Origin of the sequence: Amycolatopsis sp. WGS_07 (assembly GCF_045278895.1) — a bacterium.
Lineage (GTDB): Bacteria > Actinomycetota > Actinomycetes > Mycobacteriales > Pseudonocardiaceae > Amycolatopsis.
In genome coordinates this window covers 2,028,627-2,046,355 of the sequence record NZ_CP136053.1, presented here as the reverse complement: position 1 = coordinate 2,046,355, position 17,729 = coordinate 2,028,627, and the positions used below count along the sequence as shown (strand labels likewise).

Annotated in this window: 12 protein-coding genes; 6 read left to right on the top strand and 6 right to left on the bottom strand. The window is 67.7% G+C overall.

The genetic code is table 11. The features are described 5' to 3' along the window. Positions 1–113: 113 nt before the first annotated feature. Positions 114–3,479, bottom strand: coding sequence for an error-prone DNA polymerase (locus tag RPX00_RS09520; RefSeq protein ID WP_406639115.1), 3,366 nt, complete (start codon positions 3,477–3,479; stop codon positions 114–116). A gap of 587 nt (positions 3,480–4,066) precedes the next feature. Between RPX00_RS09520 and RPX00_RS09515 the strand changes: the two genes are divergently transcribed. The 4 genes from RPX00_RS09515 to RPX00_RS09500 all read left to right on the top strand — a co-directional run bounded on the left by RPX00_RS09515 (position 4,067) and on the right by RPX00_RS09500 (position 8,985). Further along, positions 4,067–4,420: an effector-associated constant component EACC1 gene (locus RPX00_RS09515; RefSeq protein WP_406639113.1), complete on the top strand. Its 354-nt coding sequence runs from the start codon at positions 4,067–4,069 to the stop codon at positions 4,418–4,420. Then, positions 4,410–5,999, top strand: coding sequence for a caspase domain-containing protein (locus tag RPX00_RS09510; protein WP_406639112.1), 1,590 nt, complete (start codon positions 4,410–4,412; stop codon positions 5,997–5,999). The genes RPX00_RS09515 and RPX00_RS09510 overlap by 11 nt, the downstream gene beginning before the upstream one ends. Before the next feature lie 1,653 nt (positions 6,000–7,652). Continuing rightward, on the top strand, positions 7,653–7,973 hold the full coding sequence (locus tag RPX00_RS09505) for a hypothetical protein (protein ID WP_406639110.1): 321 nt from the start codon (positions 7,653–7,655) through the stop codon (positions 7,971–7,973). Positions 7,974–8,145: 172 nt separating this feature from the next. Continuing rightward, positions 8,146–8,985, top strand: a complete 840-nt coding sequence (locus RPX00_RS09500; RefSeq protein ID WP_406639109.1) for a hypothetical protein — start codon at positions 8,146–8,148, stop codon at positions 8,983–8,985. A gap of 302 nt (positions 8,986–9,287) precedes the next feature. Here RPX00_RS09500 and RPX00_RS09495 read toward each other — a convergent pair whose 3' ends face one another. Together RPX00_RS09495 and RPX00_RS09490 are read right to left on the bottom strand one after the other, a co-directional pair. Then, entirely contained in the window at positions 9,288–10,193 is a 906-nt protein-coding gene (locus RPX00_RS09495) for a hypothetical protein (RefSeq protein ID WP_406639108.1), read from the bottom strand. Between the two features lie 533 nt (positions 10,194–10,726). Then, entirely contained in the window at positions 10,727–11,500 is a 774-nt protein-coding gene (locus RPX00_RS09490) for a hypothetical protein (RefSeq protein WP_406639107.1), read from the bottom strand. 596 nt (positions 11,501–12,096) lie between these two features. On the opposite strand from RPX00_RS09490, the gene RPX00_RS09485 reads away from it, so the two are divergent. Then, positions 12,097–13,245, top strand: coding sequence for a hypothetical protein (locus RPX00_RS09485; RefSeq protein WP_406639105.1), 1,149 nt, complete (start codon positions 12,097–12,099; stop codon positions 13,243–13,245). 287 nt (positions 13,246–13,532) lie between these two features. On the opposite strand, the gene RPX00_RS09480 is transcribed toward RPX00_RS09485, so the two are convergent. From RPX00_RS09480 to RPX00_RS09470, 3 genes are all read right to left on the bottom strand, one after another. Next, a complete protein-coding gene (locus RPX00_RS09480; protein ID WP_406639103.1) occupies positions 13,533–13,742 on the bottom strand; it encodes a hypothetical protein in 210 nt (69 codons plus the stop codon). 342 nt (positions 13,743–14,084) lie between these two features. Then, positions 14,085–14,474, bottom strand: coding sequence for a contact-dependent growth inhibition system immunity protein (locus RPX00_RS09475; RefSeq protein ID WP_406642844.1), 390 nt, complete (start codon positions 14,472–14,474; stop codon positions 14,085–14,087). Between the two features lie 21 nt (positions 14,475–14,495). After that, positions 14,496–14,723 (bottom strand): hypothetical protein, encoded by a 228-nt coding sequence (locus RPX00_RS09470; protein WP_406639102.1) that lies wholly within the window; start codon positions 14,721–14,723, stop codon positions 14,496–14,498. 209 nt (positions 14,724–14,932) lie between these two features. Between RPX00_RS09470 and RPX00_RS09465 the strand changes: the two genes are divergently transcribed. Then, a complete protein-coding gene (locus tag RPX00_RS09465) occupies positions 14,933–17,524 on the top strand; it encodes a hypothetical protein (protein WP_406639101.1) in 2,592 nt (863 codons plus the stop codon). Positions 17,525–17,729 lie beyond the last annotated feature (205 nt).

The window sequence follows — 17,729 nt, the reverse complement described above, 5'->3', positions numbered from 1 at the left end:
GGTCAAGCGTTGATCAATCTCAATCGGATGGCGCACTCTCCCGCCGGTAGCCAAGACCATTGAGATGTGGTCACAGAAAATGAGACCCTGCGATTCCGCTGTGCTGGCGCGGTCTACCGGAAGTTCCTGGACTTGACAGCCAAGTTCTTCAGGTCCAGCGGGGTGATCCGGTCGGCCACGATGGACACCGTTCCCTGGGATACCTGGGCAATTCCGCGCACCACGACGGCGCTGCTGCCCTTGAGGACCCGTTGGCTGTGTCGCCACATGCCAATCGAGACGATCACGTTCGCCATCCCGGTCTCGTCCTCGAGGTTGAGGAAGGTGATGCCTCCTGCGGTGGCGGGGCGTTGCATGTGGGTGATCGCGCCGCCGACGCTGATCCGGGTGCTGTCCTCGACGTCGAGCAGCTTCCCGGCCGGGATAGCGCCGATGCGGTCGAGGTGCTCGCGCACGAATGCGACGGGGTGCTGGCCGGGGGTGATGCTGGTGGCCCAGAGGTCGGCGGCGGCGATTTCGACGGCGCTCATCCCGGGCAGCGCGGGCGCGTCGTGCCCGATCGCCATCCCTGGCAGGTGGCTCGCGCGGGTCGTGGCGGCGGCTCCGGCGGCCCAGAGCGCCTGGCGGCGATCGGGGCCGAGACCCTCGAAACAGCCGGCGGTGGCGAAGGCTTCCACGACGGGGGCGGCGAGCTGGATCCGTTCGGTCAGGTCCGCGATCGAGCGGTACGGGCCGCGGGCGTCGCGTTCGGCCACCACCGCGGCCGCGACGTCGTCGCCGACGCCGCGGACTCCGGCGAGCCCGAGCCGGATCGCGACCCCGCCCGCGCTGTCTGTGCAGGGTTCGAGGGTCGGGTGCGCGCGGGAGGCGTTGATGTCGGGGCGGCGGGTGACGACGCCGTGGCGGCGGGCGTCCGCGACAAGTGTTTGCGGCGAATAGAATCCCATCGGCTGCGGGCGCAGCAGGCCCGCGCAGAACGCCGCCGGATAGTACTTCTTGAACCATGCGGAGGCGTAGACCAGCAACGCGAAGCTCAGCGAATGCGACTCCGGGAAGCCGTAGCCGCTGAACGCGCTGATCTGCTCGAAGATCCGGTCCGCGAGCTGGCGGGGGATGCCGTTGCGGGCGGTGCCGGCGTAGAAGCGGGCGGCGAGCCGGCGCATCTTCTCCGCCGAGCGTTTCGACCCCATCGCCCGCCGCAGCTGGTCGGCCTCGCCCGGCGTGAACGACGCGGTGTCGCGGGCCAGCTGCATGACCTGTTCCTGAAAGAGCGGCACGCCGAGGGTGCGGTCGAGTGCGGGTTTCATCAGCGGGTGCGGGTGCTGCCACGGTTTCCCGTTGCGGCGCGCGAGATACGGGTGCACCGACCCGCCCTGGATCGGGCCGGGCCGGATCAGCGCCACCTGCACGACCAAGTCGTAGAACGTCCGCGGCCGCAACCGCGGCAAGGTCCCCAGCTGCGCCCGGCTTTCCACTTGGAACACGCCGACCGCGTCCGCTTCGCAGAGCATGTCGTAGACCGCCTCGTCCGCGAGGTCGAGGTCGTGGAGTCCGATGCGGACGCCGTGGTGCTCGGCGACCAGGTCGATCATGTAGTGCAAGGCGGACAGCATGCCGAGGCCGAGCAGGTCGAACTTCGTCAAGCCGATGGCCGCGCAGTCGTCCTTGTCCCACTGCAGCACGCTGCGGCCCTCGGCGGTGGCCCACTCGACCGGCACGATCTCCGACACCGGCGTCCGCGCGATCACCATGCCGCCGGAGTGCACCCCGAGGTGCCGGGGCGTGCCCTCCAGCCACCCGGCGTACTCCCGCACATCAGCCGGCAGACCGTCCTCGCGCCCGTCGTCGGCGTTCGTGTCGGCGAGGCTGTGCCAGCGGTCGGCGTGTTTGGCGAACGCGTCCTGCTGGCCGGGCGAATAGCCGAGGGCGCGGGCGGCGTCGCGGACCGCGCTTTTCGCCCGGTAGGTGATGACGTTGGCGACCTGGGCGGCGTTGAACCTGCCGTGGGTGTCGTAGACGTACTGGATGACTTCCTCGCGCCGGTCGGACTCGATGTCGACGTCGATGTCCGGTGCGCCTTCGCGGTCCGGGGACAGGAACCGCTCGAACAGGAGCCCCCACTTGACGGGGTCGGCGTGGCAGATCTGCAGGGCGTAGCAGACCGCGCTGTTGGCGGCTGAGCCGCGGCCCTGGCAGAGGATGTCGTTCTCCCGGCAGAACCGCACGATGTCCCACACCACGAGGAAATAGCCGGGGAAGCCGAGCCGTTCGATGATCGCCAGCTCGTGGTCGATCTGGGCGTAGGCGCGCTTGTTGCCCGCGCGCGGCCCGTACCGCGCTTCCGCGCCCCGCTCGACCAGATGCCGCAGATACGCGGCCTCGTCCGGGAACTCCGGCGGGACGGGGAACGGCGGCAGCTCGGGCGCGACGAGGTTCAGGTCGAACGCCACCTCGACACCGAGCAGCGCGGCCCGCTGCACCGCGCCCGGGTACCGCACGAACCAGTCCGCCAACTCGTCGCCGCCGCGCAGGAACGCCGTCCCGGCCGCGGGCAGCCAGCCTTCGAGGTCGTCGACTGAGCGGCGGGCGCGGATCGCGGCGACCGCCCACGCGTGGCGGTCCTGGCCTGGGCGGGCGTAGTGCACGTTGCCCGCCGCCACCGTCGCCAATCCGAGATCGCCCGCCATCCCGGCCAGCAAATCGTTGTGCGTGCTGTCGGTCGGCAGTCCCTGCTCGGACAGCTCCACCGCGACGTGCTCGCGCCCGAACCACTCCGCCAGCCGCTGCAGCTCGGTCATCGCCGCACCCGGACCGTGTTCGGCCAGGGCCCGGCGGACCGGACCCTTGCGACACCCGGTCAGGACGAGGACGTGGCCGCGCAGCTCCTCGACCGCGGCGGGCAGGTCGTAGACCGGGCGACCTTTCTCCCCGCCGGCGATCTGCGCCCGCGAGATCACCCCGCACAACCGCTGATACCCGGTCACGTTCCGCGCCAGCACCAGCAGATGCGACCCCGCCGGATCCGCCGCCCCGCCCTGCGGCGCGGGCAGGTCTAGCGACAGTTCCGCGCCGTGCCCGGTCCGGATCCCCATCGCCCGTCCCGCCTCGGCGAACCGGACCGCCCCGTACATCCCGTCGTGATCGGTGAGCACCACGGCGTCCAGGTCCAGCCGCACGGCTTCCTCGACGAGTTCCTCCGGCGACGCCACCCCGTCCAAAAAGCTGAAGTAGCTGTGGGCGTGCAGTTCCGCGTACGGCACCCGCGACTCCGAGACTTCGGACGAGGCCCGGCGGACCAGGCGCTCCGGCCGACGGTAGCCCTCGCGCTTGCGCAACCACGCCGGCGAATCCCCGCCGTCACCCCGCGGCTGCGTCCGCGGTGCCGGACGCCCGGCCGCGATCCGGGCCAGCTCGCTCCACCGCAACCGGCTGTTGAAACCGGACGGCCCGCGACCACCCGCTGACTGTTCGTCACTCACCTTGCGCAATCCTGTCCCCGTGCCCGACCGCTGCGGGGAAGACAGCGCTGACCGCTCCCGAGTCCACACGGGAACGCCCGCTCGATCGTAAGTCCTGATCCGCGCTGGTCAAGAGCCCGAGCCGTCAGTGTGCCTGTGCGCTCTATCTGTCACCTGTGAATCGCAACTGTCACAAACTCCGACCCCGCCGGACGACTTGCCGTGACTGAGCGTTTCAATTGGCCAGTTGAGCGCGGTGGCTGGCCAAGTCCTGCGCTCAACTGGCCTGGAAGCTCCGACTGCAAGGTCCGCTCATGCCGACGAGGGGACGTTTCTCGGTGCAGCGCGGTCGACGGCTGAGAAAGCGGCGCGATCGGGGGCGTGCTGCATGGGGTCAGTAGCGGTGCATCGAGTACGGCCTCGGCTTTCGTGAAACGAACTCGGGGTATCGCCGACGCTGTCCTACCGCGATGGGGTGATCGACATGTCGGATTCGCTTCACGGAAGGTCCGTTTCCTGAAACGATCCCCTAAGGGCAATTTCCGTCCGGACTGCCGCCCCAGGGCGGAGCCGACGGTCACACCTAACGGAATGGGGAAGGGGCGGGCGTGGATCTGCAGATCCGTATCGAGAGCGGCGCGGTCGACGACTACGTGGCACTGGCCGACTGGCTCAACGGCGATCGCGACTTCCGCGGCCACGTCCGCCAGGTCACCGGCCCGCCCGCGGAGGGCGCCCTCGGCGACTGGATCGAGATGCTCACCGTCGCCGTCGGCTCCGGCGGCCTCGGCGTCTCCCTCACCGCCTCGCTGAACACCTGGCTGAGCACCAGACAGCGGGACCTCACCGCCAAGGTGACCGTCACCCCCGAGGGCCGCACCGTCGAACTCCACGCCCGCAACCCGAACACCCGGGAACTGGAGTTGCTCGGCCAGATCCTCCGCGACGCCGATGAGCGGTGAGCCTGTCATCCCGCCCGGCTCGCGAGCGGTCCTGATCGGCGTCCCCCACTACCAAGCCCCCTCGTACCGGTCGTACACCGCCGTCGGCAACAGCGTCGAGGGCATGTACCGGCTGCTGGTCGAGTCCGGCCTGTGCGGCTGGCGGAAAGACCAAGTCGAGAAGATCACCGACCCCGTCGACGCCGGGCGGCTGCTGGGCCGTCTGCGGCAGCTGGCGGCTGAGACCACCGGGGTGCTGCTGCTGTACTTCGTGGGACACGGCCAGCCCAGCGAGCACACCGGCGAGCTGTGCCTGGCTGTCGCCGACACCGACCACGCCAACCCCGACGCCACCGGCCTGGAGTACGTCAAAGTCAAGCGGATGCTGCACAGCGGCACGCCCGCCGCCACCAGGATCGTCATCCTGGACTGCTGCTACTCCGGGAGAGCCATCGGCCTAGGCGCCAGCGACGACAGCACGCAACTGGCCGAGCTGAGCGACTGCGCAGGTGCCTACACCCTCACCGCCGCCGACGAGCGCGCCCACGCGCCTGTCGACGACACCGGCGACCCGCGCACCGCATTCACCGGCGAACTGCTGGACTTGCTGACCCGTGACGGTATCCCCGACGGCCCACCCGGCCTGACCCTCGGAGAAATCTTCCCGCGCCTCCGGCAACGACTGGCCGCCAAGGGCCTGCCCCGCCCCAACCAGCGCAGCGACGACTCCGCGGCCGCGTTCGCCTTCGCCCGCAACACCGCGAGAACACCGACCCGTTGGCCTCCGGAGGGTGCGGCCCCTGTTACGGCCGCCAGCGCGTCCGAGGCACCGCCGACCCAGGACCTCACAGCGGAGCCCGAGCCCGGTCCGGCGTCGCCGCCCCCTGGGCCGATGTGGAAGCGCAGGACAGTCGTGGTGATGTCCCTCCTGCTTGCGGCGGCCGTCGCTCTTCTGTACGCGCTCGCGCGTGGCAGCGAAAACGCCGCGCAGCAGTCCAGCCCACCGAGCTCCTCGGCCGCGCTCTCCACCACTTCTAGCCCCAGCCCTGCGCCCAGTCCCAGCCCTGCACCCAGCTCCAGCGCGACGCCCAAGCCCAGCCCCACCCCGGACGCCGTCAGCCAGGCCTTCGCGGCGGCAAAGGCGGGCGACTGCTTTCACATAGGAGAAGGAGCCCCCTCTGACTTCATCTACGGCCAGCCGAACGACACCATCAAGCCGGACATGGTGCCCTGCGACGCGTGGAACGCGTACTACCGCATCACCAAGGTGGTGCCTGCCGGCACAGAGTGCCCAGGCCCTCCCAACCAAGGCAGTGCAGAATGGGTCCACCACGGCGGCTCCGCTGACATCACCCTGTGCATCGATCGCCAATTCCGCGTCGGCGACTGCGTCCTCGGCAACAGCAACGGCAAGGGCGAGCCGGACACTATCCAGCTGCTCGACGGCTGGCACTGCGCTGATTCCCGCATCCCCTCCGGCTACGACTACCGCCTGAAGATCACCCAGGTCCTCGGCTCCAACAAAGGTGGCCAGTGCGACACGTCGTACTCGATCCAGGCCCTCCACAGCACCGTGACGCTGTGCCTCAAAGTGATCTGAGCTTCTGCCGATCTTCACAGGCGAGCGGCCACGAAGTCCAGCCCGCACGGCCCCGGGAAGAAGAGGCGTTCCAACGCGGCCTCGTCGGCTCCTCGGCGAACTTCCCAGGTATAGAAACAGACGGCGACGCTTGGCACTCGGCCCTCTTGATCTCTAGGGAGCCGTGGGCGAATGAACCCCGACTGGACCGCCGGGTGCGTTGGCAGTTGGCGGTCCCACGTCTGGCGCTTACGGCGTGCCGGACCTACGCGCACGGCTGGGCACAACACACAACTGCCGACACCGCTGGCTCGAGACCCGTCGAACATCCGCTCATGCCGCAAAGCGTGCAGTCGTGGAGTTGCAGATCACCCTGGTACTCAACGTGGTGGTGGCAGATACGGCGCACAACAGATGAGAACTATCCCGCACAACTGAGCCGTGACTCCCAGACCGCGCGCCGCTCCAGTGACAACTAGCGCGCACAGTCATAGTCAGGCGGCTGTGAGCTTCGTCCGTCACCTGCGCGCGGTAGTCGTCGCGTGGACCGATGGCGGCACTGTGCCGGCCCGTGACGCCAGGACTCCGGCGTGCGCGATGTCGGATGTCGAAACCACGGACGAAACTTGGGCGCATCTTTCGCAGTGTTTAACCGAGAGTCTTTTCCGGTATCTTTCGTTGCGTGAAGGTTGCGGAATATTTAGCGGCGTAGTTTCAGTGGTCGTTCTATGCGTGAATCTATGAGCGGATCTATTCGCGATCTGTGAACGGTGCGGTAAGATTAACGGTGCGGGCTGCGGAAGCGTCGCTGCGACCATTCCGACGATGCGTCGGCGCTGCCAGTGGGATTCCGCTGGTAGAGGGGCTGACCGACGGCCATCGGTCAGCCCCTCTACCAGGTAAAACAAGCCGAGCACGGCTGCTTCTATGCGAGCAGCAGGATGCCGTGCACGGCGAGGAGGACAGCGAGCCCGGTCACGTTGATGGTGATCGGGACGCTGATCTTCAGGGTTAGAACAACCCTGGTTCCTCTCCGCATCGCTCACCTCCTTTCTTGCGGGAGGCCCCGCGGCAAGAAAGGATGACAGGCGACAACACAGAACTTTACCGCCTAGAGAGCGGCGGGTGCAGCAAACCGGGCCCGCATTTTTCGGAGAAAGGTGGAGGGGTCAGGGCATGAAGGGTGTTGGTTCAGAGGCTGTGCTCTTTACGGTGGCGGTCTGACGGCTGCCTCGTCCGAACGGCGGCAGAGCCGCAAACCGGTTCAACGACGAGTTCGCCGTCGTGATCAAGGGCAGCGCGGAGGAACAGCGCGTGCGCAGCGAGCCATCCCTTCACCGGCCTGCTTCGGGGAGTGCCTCCTTGATGCTCGCCCTGCCCGTCCTGGCAAGCATCAAGAACGATGCGACAGTCAACGGTCCTCCGGGGCCGCGAACTCACGTCGACTTGCAAGCGTTGTGCTCGTAAGTTGGGGTCATGGTCGACGCTGATGCAACGCCTGACGAGCTGTGGTCGGTCGAGCAAATCGCGCAGTGCTGGCGAGCGAACGAATCGCGCGGCCGCCTCGCTGGCCGGGACACCCGTCAGGGCAGCGGTTACCCTGCGAGCGCAGTTCGCGCCGCCGAAGTCCGACAGGGGTGCCGCAGCGGCCCCTGCGAGGGCAAGGCGTTCTTCGTGACCGAACTGATGGCGCTGGCAAATCCCGAAGTGAGCTGCCGGGACGGGGAACCAGCGAAAGCCACCCTTGAGCACCTTCTGGGCGCACGGCTCCAGGACGACGAGCTGCCGCTGGCTGCCGAGGTGTGCGCGTCGGCCCTGCGCACGCAGTACCCGCAGCTAAGACTTCCGCAGGAGGTGTCGAGCGACGAAGCCGCGATTCGATCATGGCTGGAGACCAATGGGTGGGCGACCCTGCGGGTCCCGCCGCTGTCGCCGGAATTGCGGAATCCCCGCGGTCGATGGACCGCTGACGCGGTCAGGAATCTGATGAGCTGACCCTTGCTGACAGCACGATTGGCAGCGGGATGTCGGCGTCGGGCTTGTCACCCATACGGAGCAGCGTAATACTGTGCGTCAGGGTCCGGGTGCGGCGTTCGGGCGGCACGATTCCGTCGGATGGAACATGCGCCGACCGCCGGACAGTAAGGATGGTTCGCAGGGGGGCGTTGTGGAGTCGGAGACGTTGCCTGCGATCGGCGCGCAGATCAGGCTGGCGCTGTCGATCGGTTCGATGTCGTGGCACGGGTATCGGGTGGTGTGCCCGCATTGCGGAGCGTGCGGGCGGTGGGGCTTGGTCGTGTGGTCGCTGCCCGGCGAGGGGGTCGCGCGGGCGAGCGGTTTGTGCGAGCGGGCCCATTGGGTGGACGACCCCGTGATCACTCCCGGCCTCGTGACGGGCATCGCGTCGGCGGGCCAGGAGCCGTTGACCGACGGCGCGACAGGCCAGGACCGAATCGATGCTGCCAGGGCGGGTTGGATGCCGAGCGTCGCGGTCCGCGTGCAGCCCGGCGCGGTCGCGGCGCGGCGCGAGGACTGGCCGCGGAGGGGTTTCAGCGGCCACGAGCGGCGGGAACGGGCGGAGCTGTACCGGACGTGGTACTCGGTGGCCGGCGGCGGGGACGTTCCGCCGTGCCGGCTGGAGGCTGCACAGGCGTCGCGGCCTGCAGACGGGGACCATCCTGAGCACGCGTGGAACCGCGGGCTCGGCGACCGGCCGAGTCCCCGCGTCGACGGATGGTTCCTGCAACGCGTAGGAATGCAGCCGTTCCCGCGCCTGCTGACGCCCACCAGCCTCGACCGCCACGATCCGAGCCAGGCCTGGCGCACGCCCGAAGACGCCGAGGCCGCCATCTCCCCGGCGCGGCTGCGCACGCAATGGCCTGTGCGCGTCGTCCGAGGCGGGCCCGCCGCACGGCAGCATCCGACGGGCGGGCAGCCGCGACACCCCGCCGATGACGGGCAAGAACGCGCAGGTGCGCACGTTGGCAACACGGACACGGGCAGCTGACACGGCGCAGGACGGAGCGCCGAGGGGCTCGGGCCGCCGCTCAGCGGCCTTGCCCCGGCACCCGGTCAGCGGTCGCTCCGCTGGTGCATTCTCCGGACTAAGAGCGGACCCGCTGTTGAACATCCGGGGAACCGGACTGTTCGTCCCGCGCTGCCTTCTGCGTCGGGCGGGCGCCACGCAACGATTGCTCCACCTGAGCATCACGCACTAGATGTGCTGTCTCATGCGGTTTGTTCGCGCCTGCTGCCCCGGGCAGATCCCGGTCCTCATCGGAAGGCGGACGCTGGGGAGCTGCGCGATGATCAGCTGTCGGCGCGTCGATCGGTGCGTGCGCCTTGTCCTGGCCGGAGCGCGTGCCAGGACCGCACTTGCTCGGCGTCCACGACGCTCTGCCTACCGGCGTCGCGGTTGACCGCCCAGTACGGCAGAGGCCGAGGGAAGCCGAGACGTTCGCGGTAGGAACGGACCGTGGCCGGGGTGACGCCGCAGTGCTCGGCAGCTTCGGACAGCGTCCACTGCTCGCGTTCGTGCCAACGGTCCCGCAGCGTCGAGAGCGCGTGCTTGCGCGTCCGCTCGACGACCGCTTTGACCTCCTGCTGCACGGCGGCGGTCATCGCCTCGCGCGATTCGGTGTTCCGCGCGATCGCCAGAAGACCGTCCATCTCGATCCGCCGTCCCAGCGACGGAATCAGCACCGGGGCAGGCCAGCCGTTGTCCTGCGGCGCCCAGCCTGTCACGTGCACGACAACGGCGGTGTCGGCGGCCTCCAGCATGATCGAGACCGGGTTGTCCGGCCTGGCACCCTCGCCGGCGTCCGTCTTCGGCAGCGCGGCGACGATGTCCGCACGGCCGAGGACCGGGCCGAGCCAATCCCCCTCGACGGCCAGCCGCCACCACCGGTACGCCCCGTCGTCCGGGTGCCAGGCGCGGGCGAGCCGATAGAGAGGCAGCAGTGTGCGAGCGCGGTCCGCGGAGACCCGGGCACCCAGCCAGTACTGCACGGCCAGCTGGACCGCGGCTGTCTCCACGTCGCGGTAGCGGAGGGTGTTGCCGTGGTCGTCCTCGCCGAGGACGTCGTCGCCGTCGACGGCGAGCGGACCGGTGTTGTCGATCCAGACGCCGTTGCGCCAGCGAGGATCGGGCTCGACGGCGTCGGCGGGAATTCCGACCTCGCGAAGTTGGTCGGTCAAAGTCTCGACGGAGTCCATGCATCGACTTTACAACGAACCGTTGTAAAGTTTGCGGTTGCACCGGCGGCCTGCCCGCGAGGCCCGGCCTCCGTGTTGCCGGTGTCTCGGGGCAGCGCAGCCATGCCTCCGGTGCTGGAGTTGCCCCGCGCTGCAGGGTGCGGCGCGGGGCATGCGGGCGGAAGGTGCCAACGCAGGTGGCGGTGCCGGGTCGCGGCGTCGCAGAAGCCTGGAAGAGGCAGGCTGTGCGAGCGCTGCGGTTCTTCGGCTGCAACCGGCGCTCGCTCGCATCGCTGGGTTTGTCGGTCGATCGCGACCGCGTTGCTCCGTGGCAACCGACCGCACCCGGTTCGGCGGGGAGGCGTGCGTCCGCGAGGCGCGACCGTGCTGGATCCCCGGCTTGTGAGACGGGTGCTCCGCCAGTGAACGACGTGGCCGCAGCACGGGCAGCGAGGGCGGGGGACGGCGCGCGGCGTCGTTTCGGTGGCTGCGGCGAGGGCCTGGGGGCGAGAGTCGCGTTCTATCGCACGAGAAACCGATATAGCTACTACTGGCTATTTTTTGCGCCAGAATACACGTGCGATCCATGCTGCGGATGTCGCAAGAAAAGATCCGATCGCTCCGGCCGTCGCGACGACCGCTCCGACCGTCCATGTGAACAACGCTGAAAACTGATCCACGAGGGCAGATGTCAGAACGGCAAAAACATTCGATGTGGTCTGGGCGAGCATCAGTGGCATCGAAGAAGTGGCAGCGAGGTCTCCGAAGCCGACCTTGGGAACAACCTTCCATTTGTGGTTTCGATGATCTCGCATGACGACCCTTTCTATCGAGATGCGGTTTCCAGGCGCTTCGGATGTAATTATTGTCCCCTCCATCCCCATTGGCCGAAGTCCTGGCGATACAGGCTTGCCAATTGCCGTCACGGTCTCGCCCGGAGGGCATGGAAAGTCTGCAACGTGACCCTTGAAGCTAACCCATCCGCTATTTACGGGCATAAAGTACCCTTCTTCATAGCGAACGCACCAGCTAAATGTCACTTCATAATGAATTGATTCAATGCGAGCGGGAAGGTTGGTAGGGTTCTTTACGTGAATTTTTGGCACTAGCTTCCCGACGATCGGTGATCCTGAGTTGTCGTCGGCCGCTACTGAAAATTCACCCCAGATGCCAAGGTTGTCAATTTGGTTCCTTCGTCGAATCTTCCGATCGCGAAATATGACTATGGCTGCTGCCATAAAGGATCCAGCTGAGAACCAGGACGGTACGTTGCCCCACTGCCAGCTGGCGAACCAATCTTGCAATGCTGTCCAAAGCTCTCCGAGCACCGTAGTTTCCCTCCATGTTCTCCTGCGGCAAGAAAGATGGCCGCGACAACACGGAACCCTACCCGCTTTGAGGGTCGACCGTGCAGTAAACCGATCCCGCAATGTTTGTGAGAGAAGCGGAGAGGGCGCGCACGCAAAATGTCCCCGCTGAGAGGCTGTGCTTCTCGTGTTGCACAGGCCACGATCTGCCTCGGTGTCGTTGAGGTTCGCCGACGGGCTATTGCCCGGGCCCGAGCGCTTGTCGGCCCGCGGGATTATCCGGGTGTGGCCGGCGCTGCCGAGCGCGACAAGTCCGGATGCAACCGCCACGACCAACGCGGCCAAGCCCAAAGCCGGACACCGAAGCCCCGATCAACCCGGGGAACCACGCTGCGGTCGACAACTGAAACGCGTGTCGGCGGGTTCAGTAGGGTAACGCTGTCGGCGTCGACCGCGACTAACGCCGGGTACGGAAACGCGGGGTGAGATGCGAATGACGGTGCACGAGCGGGACGCGTTCGCGCGGGTGTTGAGGGCATGGCGGGCCGATATCGACAGTGCTGCCTTTCCCGACCTGCGCGACGTCGAGCAGACATGGGCGTCCGCGTCGCACCGCGGTGCGCGCCGTCGCGGCGGTCGGGGTTCGCGGCTGGCGGGTGACTGTTCGGTCACGGCCGCAGCCCGGTGTGCGGCGGACAGCCATGCCTGATCCGACGCCGTTCCTGTCCACGATCACCGGGGCCAGTGCCGGCCTGGTTGCGATCGTCGGCGGCCTGTTGGTCAACCGCTTCGTCGGACTGGACAGCGAGCAGCAGGGTGCGGACAGGCTGCTTGCTCAGGCGGAGGAAAGGCTGGCCACCGCTCGCGAGCGGGCTCAGCGCGCCCGGGCTGCCCGGGCGTCCTTTGAGGCCGCGAGGCTGCTCGGCAACCGTGATGTCCAGGCCGCGATCAGGAAGGGGATCAGGGACGTCGCCGAGTTGGAGCGTTCGGTCGAGTTATCCACTCCGCTGACCGCCGAGGCGCTGCAGCCTCTCCTGACGGTCGCATGCGAGGAATACGCCCGGGCGTGCAGGTTCCTCGACGGCGTCATCGTGCCTGCAGACCAGTTAGACGCGGAGGAGTGGGCGAGCAGGAGCTGGGAAGGCTTCAGGGCTTCCAACCGGACCGGGCTTCCGGCCACGGAATGGCCGTCGATGTGGGAAGCGGCGTTCGCGACCGTGAACGACGGACGGCTGGCCGCGCGGCGCGAACTAGACGCAGAGACTCGGAAACAAGCTGAGAGCAGGGATACTTTCGGCATCTTCAGCGCGAACTTGACCCCGGCTGCGGCGTTGCGGGCCGTCCCGGTGTTCACGCCGGAGTCTGTAGGTTCGGCATTGAGGAGAAATCGCGCAGCGCAGGCCGTCGAACGCGAGCGTGGCCTGTTGGCGACGGAGGCGGAGCGCGCGGACCAGCAGGTCGAGGACTCCGAAGCGGACGTCAGACGTCTGAGGGAACGACGAGACTCCATTGTCCGGCCTGACAAACAGCTGTGGATCGGGCTCGGCGTGCTGCTGTACCCCACCGTGGTCGGCATCGTGCTGCCGGTGCTGGTGCTGAGCGGCGGACCGACGGCGTTCACCGGCTGGATCCGGACGTTGGGCGTGTTGTTCGTGACAGCGCTGGCTGTGCTCCTGGGATACCTGGCTTACCTAGCCACGAGGTTGTCGTTGTACGGACGGGGCAGCCGCAAGCCACCTGCCCCGCGCCAGGAGCACAGCCACTGAGCTGAGCTACTTCGAACGCGCACCCGGCACCCCTGCATGGAGACATTTGAGGAGTACGCGACGGTCCTCGTGATCCGGACCGGCATTCCGGCGTCCGTGACGGCTGCTGTCCCTTCGAGCGCGGGGCCGGGGTGCTCGACGGGGAGGTCGTCGCCTACGACACCACCGGGCGGATCGACTTCGGTCTGCTGCAGGAACGCCGCGGGCGTTACCAGCGCACCCGCCGCTTCCTGGCCGGAGACCGTCCGCTCGCGGGCCGGGCCGGGCCGCCGTGTGACGCCGCTCGGTCAGCGGTCACTCCACGGGTACAGGGCGCTGAATTGGTCGAACGAGTCGTTCAGATCGCCATCACGGGTCGTCTTGTCCACCACGATGGACGACCCGGCCATCAGGCCGGCGGTGTGGAGAACCGCAGCGACAGCGTGCACGATCGACGCGTACTGATGCGCCTGAACCCTGTGCGGCAGCCGCACTCGAATCTCTCGCGAAGTTTCCATGCGCGCGACGGTGTCTGTCTGCAATTGGCGACGCCACCGGGTGACCTGCCCGAGCTGCGACGGGCGCGGTCACCGGTCTCGAAATCGACAGTCGTTGTGCGGCTCCATGGCGCGCAAAGCGTGCGCGCTCGTGGTGATCTTACGGCTGACGCGTAACCGGATGACCTGGGTGACGAGCACGTGAGCGCCACCGTGGTCGTGCACCAGAGCGGCAGCGCAGCCTCCGAACCCCGCCGCCCAGACCCGGGACCCCGCCAGGCTGTGCGCTGCGCCAGACACCGGCCTCACGGCCGCACTCTCTGCCCGCTCGCACCGACTGCTTTCGATTTGCGGATGCAGGGGTTATTTGCCCTCGGCTTGGAACTGGCCGATGGCCGTCCAGATGGAATCGTGCGGCGCGTCGTGTTCCTCAAGGTCACCGAGCGCCGCAAGCGCGTCGATGACCTTCTGCAGCCGCGTTCGCTGGTCAGGGTGTTCGGTCCAGTAGCTGCGCGGATTTTTCAGCACTGCTTCGAACAAGTCGCCGGGGCAGAAATCGCCTTCGGCGAGGGGGCCAGCTTCGAGCTGTGCCAACGCCAACGGGGTGAGCACCTCGACGCCTTCCTGCTGGCCGAGCAGCAGCCGCAGGTCTTCGGCGTCGAGCGTGCCGATCGGCTTCCGGCGGAGCGCGTACGCCGTGGCCATGAGCCGGGTCGCGTCGGCTGGCGGGGCACCCCAGTAGTCGTCCTCGATCTGTTCCGGGGCTGTGCACAGCTACTTGTCGCGGGCGCCGTCCTGCAGCTCCAACACGCGCACGGCGTGCGCGCTGGTGGCGATCTTGCCGCTGAGGCGGAGCCGGATGATCTGCGTGACGGCCACCTGGGCTGCTGCGAGAGCGACGCCGGCGAGTGCCACGGTGACGACACACCAAGTCGGCAGGGCTGAGGAGAGGGCTGTGCCGCCCGCGGCAGAGGCGAGCAGCGCGATCTGTTTCGGCCTCATCGTCACCGCCTCTCGTGCATTCGCCGCCGCCAGTCGGTCGGCGTGATTCCACGATGACGGCTGCCGCCGAGCCGGTCAGCACATCCATTGGGCACAGCGACGGCGTGGGCGATGGATGGCCGCGTCGATCCGGCGGTCGTCGTTGTCGGCACTGCCTTCGGCGCAGGTGCGGAGTGTGGCTGTGGACGACCGGGTGGGAAGCTGTGGCGATGGTGCAGCCGGACCACGCCGCAGCCCAGGAGTTGTGCGCGCTCCTCGTCGAGTTCAAGAAACGCTGCAGACTGTCGTACGAGAAGCTCGGAGAGCTTGCTTCGTGCAGCAAGGGGACGGCCGAGAACTACATCGCCAAGCCTGGTCACGGGCGCGGGCAGGGCATCCTCGACTCGTTGCTCACCGCGCTTGACGTCACCGACTCCGAGCGCGAAGAGGCCTTGCGGTTGCACCGGATCAGCAGGCATTGCAGACCCGATCCTGTGGCGGCGGGGTGGGCGGCCGCTGCAGCGGCCGCCCACTGCACGGTATGGGAGCTAGATGAGTTCACCCCGGCCGAGGCGACCGTGCATCCGGCCATCCGCCGCGGCCGGGTTCTCCCCGGCGGCCCGAACAGCATCCCGTCACTGCCCGCCTACGTGCTGCGCGATCACGACGAGTTGCTGCGTGCGGACATCGGTGCCGCTGCGCGTGGCGAACTGTCGGCGATGATCGTGATGCGCGGCGGTCCGTCGACCGGAAAGACCCGGTCCCTGTTCGAGGCAGTCCACGCTCTCGGGCCAGGGTGGACAGTGATCCGTCCTCGATCAGCTGCGGCGCTTCGCGCTCTGGCCGCGTCCGACCTCTTGGGCCGTCGGCGGTGCGTGCTGTGGCTCAACGAATTGCAGGTCTTCCTCGGCCCTGACGGGGCAGGGCTCACACTGGACGTGCTGCGCGACCTGTTCGGGGCCACCGGCTATCGCAATGGCGCAACGAGCCGAAGTCTGCAGCCTCTCGTGGTCGTGGCGACGTTGTGGCAGGAGAAGCTCCGCGACGCCACTGCGCCTGCAGATCATTTCAGCGACAATCGGAATCTGCTCGTCTCCGCGAACCAGTGGGTGCGCTGGCACGACATCCCCCGCGACTTCTCCCGGCGTGAACGCGACCAAGCTCGTGAACTTGCCGCGAACACCGGCGACGACCGTCTCGGGGCGGCGCTCGATGACCCGGACCGCATCGGATTCGCCCAAACCCTCGCCGGGGGCCACGAAATCCTCCAGCACTACCTCACCGCGTCGACCCGCATGGACCAGTTGCTGCTCGACGCCGCCGGAGACGCGCGCCGCCTCGGCCACGCCAGCCCCATGCCCGCCCCCTTGCTGCGCGCAATCGCCACGGCGCTGTGGCGCGAAGAACGTGGCCAGGCCAGCCTGCCGCCAGGCTGGTTCGACACCGCGATCGCCTACGCCACGCAGCCGCTCCGTTCCACACAAGGCGTCCAAGCCCTCATACCGATCGACAGCGACTACGACGCCGACACAGAGCACGCTGCCTACGAACTTGCCGACTACCTCGAACAGCACCTCAGCCGCACTCGGATCACCCGTTCAGCCACGGAAGTCGTATGGAACGCGCTGCGCGAGCACACCGCGTCCCCTGACGACCTGCACAACGTCGCCAGAGCTGCGCTGAATCGCGGCCACTTCCAATACGGCGAGGCGCTCCTCCGAGCTGCGGGCACCGGCGAGGCGCTAGAAACGCTGGCTCGATGGCTGGCTGACCAGCTGGGACGTGAGCAGGAAGCTGAGCAGGCATACCGGGATGCCATCCCCATGGGCCACCGTTTCGTGCTGGGTGGCTTCGTCATGTGGTTGGAGAGGCAGCCCGGACGCGCGGGAGAGATCGAAAAGATTTTGCGGGACGTCATCGCCGACGGCCACCCCTCCGCGCCGATCGAGCTTGCTCGCTGGCTGGAGAGACAGCCCGGCCGGGAAGAAGAAGCCGGGCGGTCCTACCGGGAGGCCGCCGCCGACGGCCATCCCTTTGCGCGTGCTGCGTTGGCTGGGTGGCTGGAGTGGCGGCCTGGCCGAGTGAAAGAAGCGGAGCAGGTGTACCGGTCCCTCGTCGCAGACGGCTACTCCTTTGCTCTCGTCTTGTTGGCTGGGTGTCTGGAACGGCAGCCTGGCCGCGCGGGTGAAGTGGAGGCGGTGTACCGGGCTGCCATAGCCGAAGGCCCCCAAGGCCGACGCATGTTCGCTGACTGGCTGTCGCGGCAGCCTGGCCGGTCAGGGGAGGCCGAAGAAGAGTTCTGGGCGCTCCTCACAGACCGCAACGAGGCGCCACTCACTCTTGATTGGTTCGTTGGATGGCTGGAGAAACAGCCTGGCCGCGAGAACGACGTCGAGAAGGCGCATCGGGCTGCTGCCGCCGCAGGAGACCCGCACGCGCTTTGCAAGCTGGCTCGAAGGCTGTCACGGCAGCCTGGCCGCGAAGGAGAAGCCGAGAAAGAGTACCGGGCCGCCATCGCCGCCGGCGACCCCTCCGCGCGTCGAGAACTCGCCCATTGGCTCGGCCAGCAGATCGGTCGAGAGAAGGAAGCGGAAGAGGAGTACCAGGGCTGCGTTGCCGACGGCGGGGCCTGGACATTTCTTGACTACGCCGAATGGCTCGGAAGGCAGCCGGGTCGCGAGAAAGAAGCGGAGAAGGAGTACCGGAACGCTATCGCCGCTGGCTACTACCACGCTCGTCGTGATTTCGCCGAATGGCTGGAAAGCCAGCCCGGTCGGGAGAAGGAAGCAGAGCAGATTGCCTATTTCGGACTGGATGACTAAGGCCTGCGGCCATGGACGATGGCGGAGGGTGCGTTCCGTGCATCAGCGAGGTGTTGGTGACGTCTGGGCTGCGGTCGCCCCAGTCCTCGCCAGGCTGCGTGGCGCAAGGTATCCGCCACCCTAGGAATCCGCCGCTACGGCCGACGCCGACGACCAGCCTTCCTGACCGACGAAGACACCTTCGCGACATTGAGCGGCCCTGGTG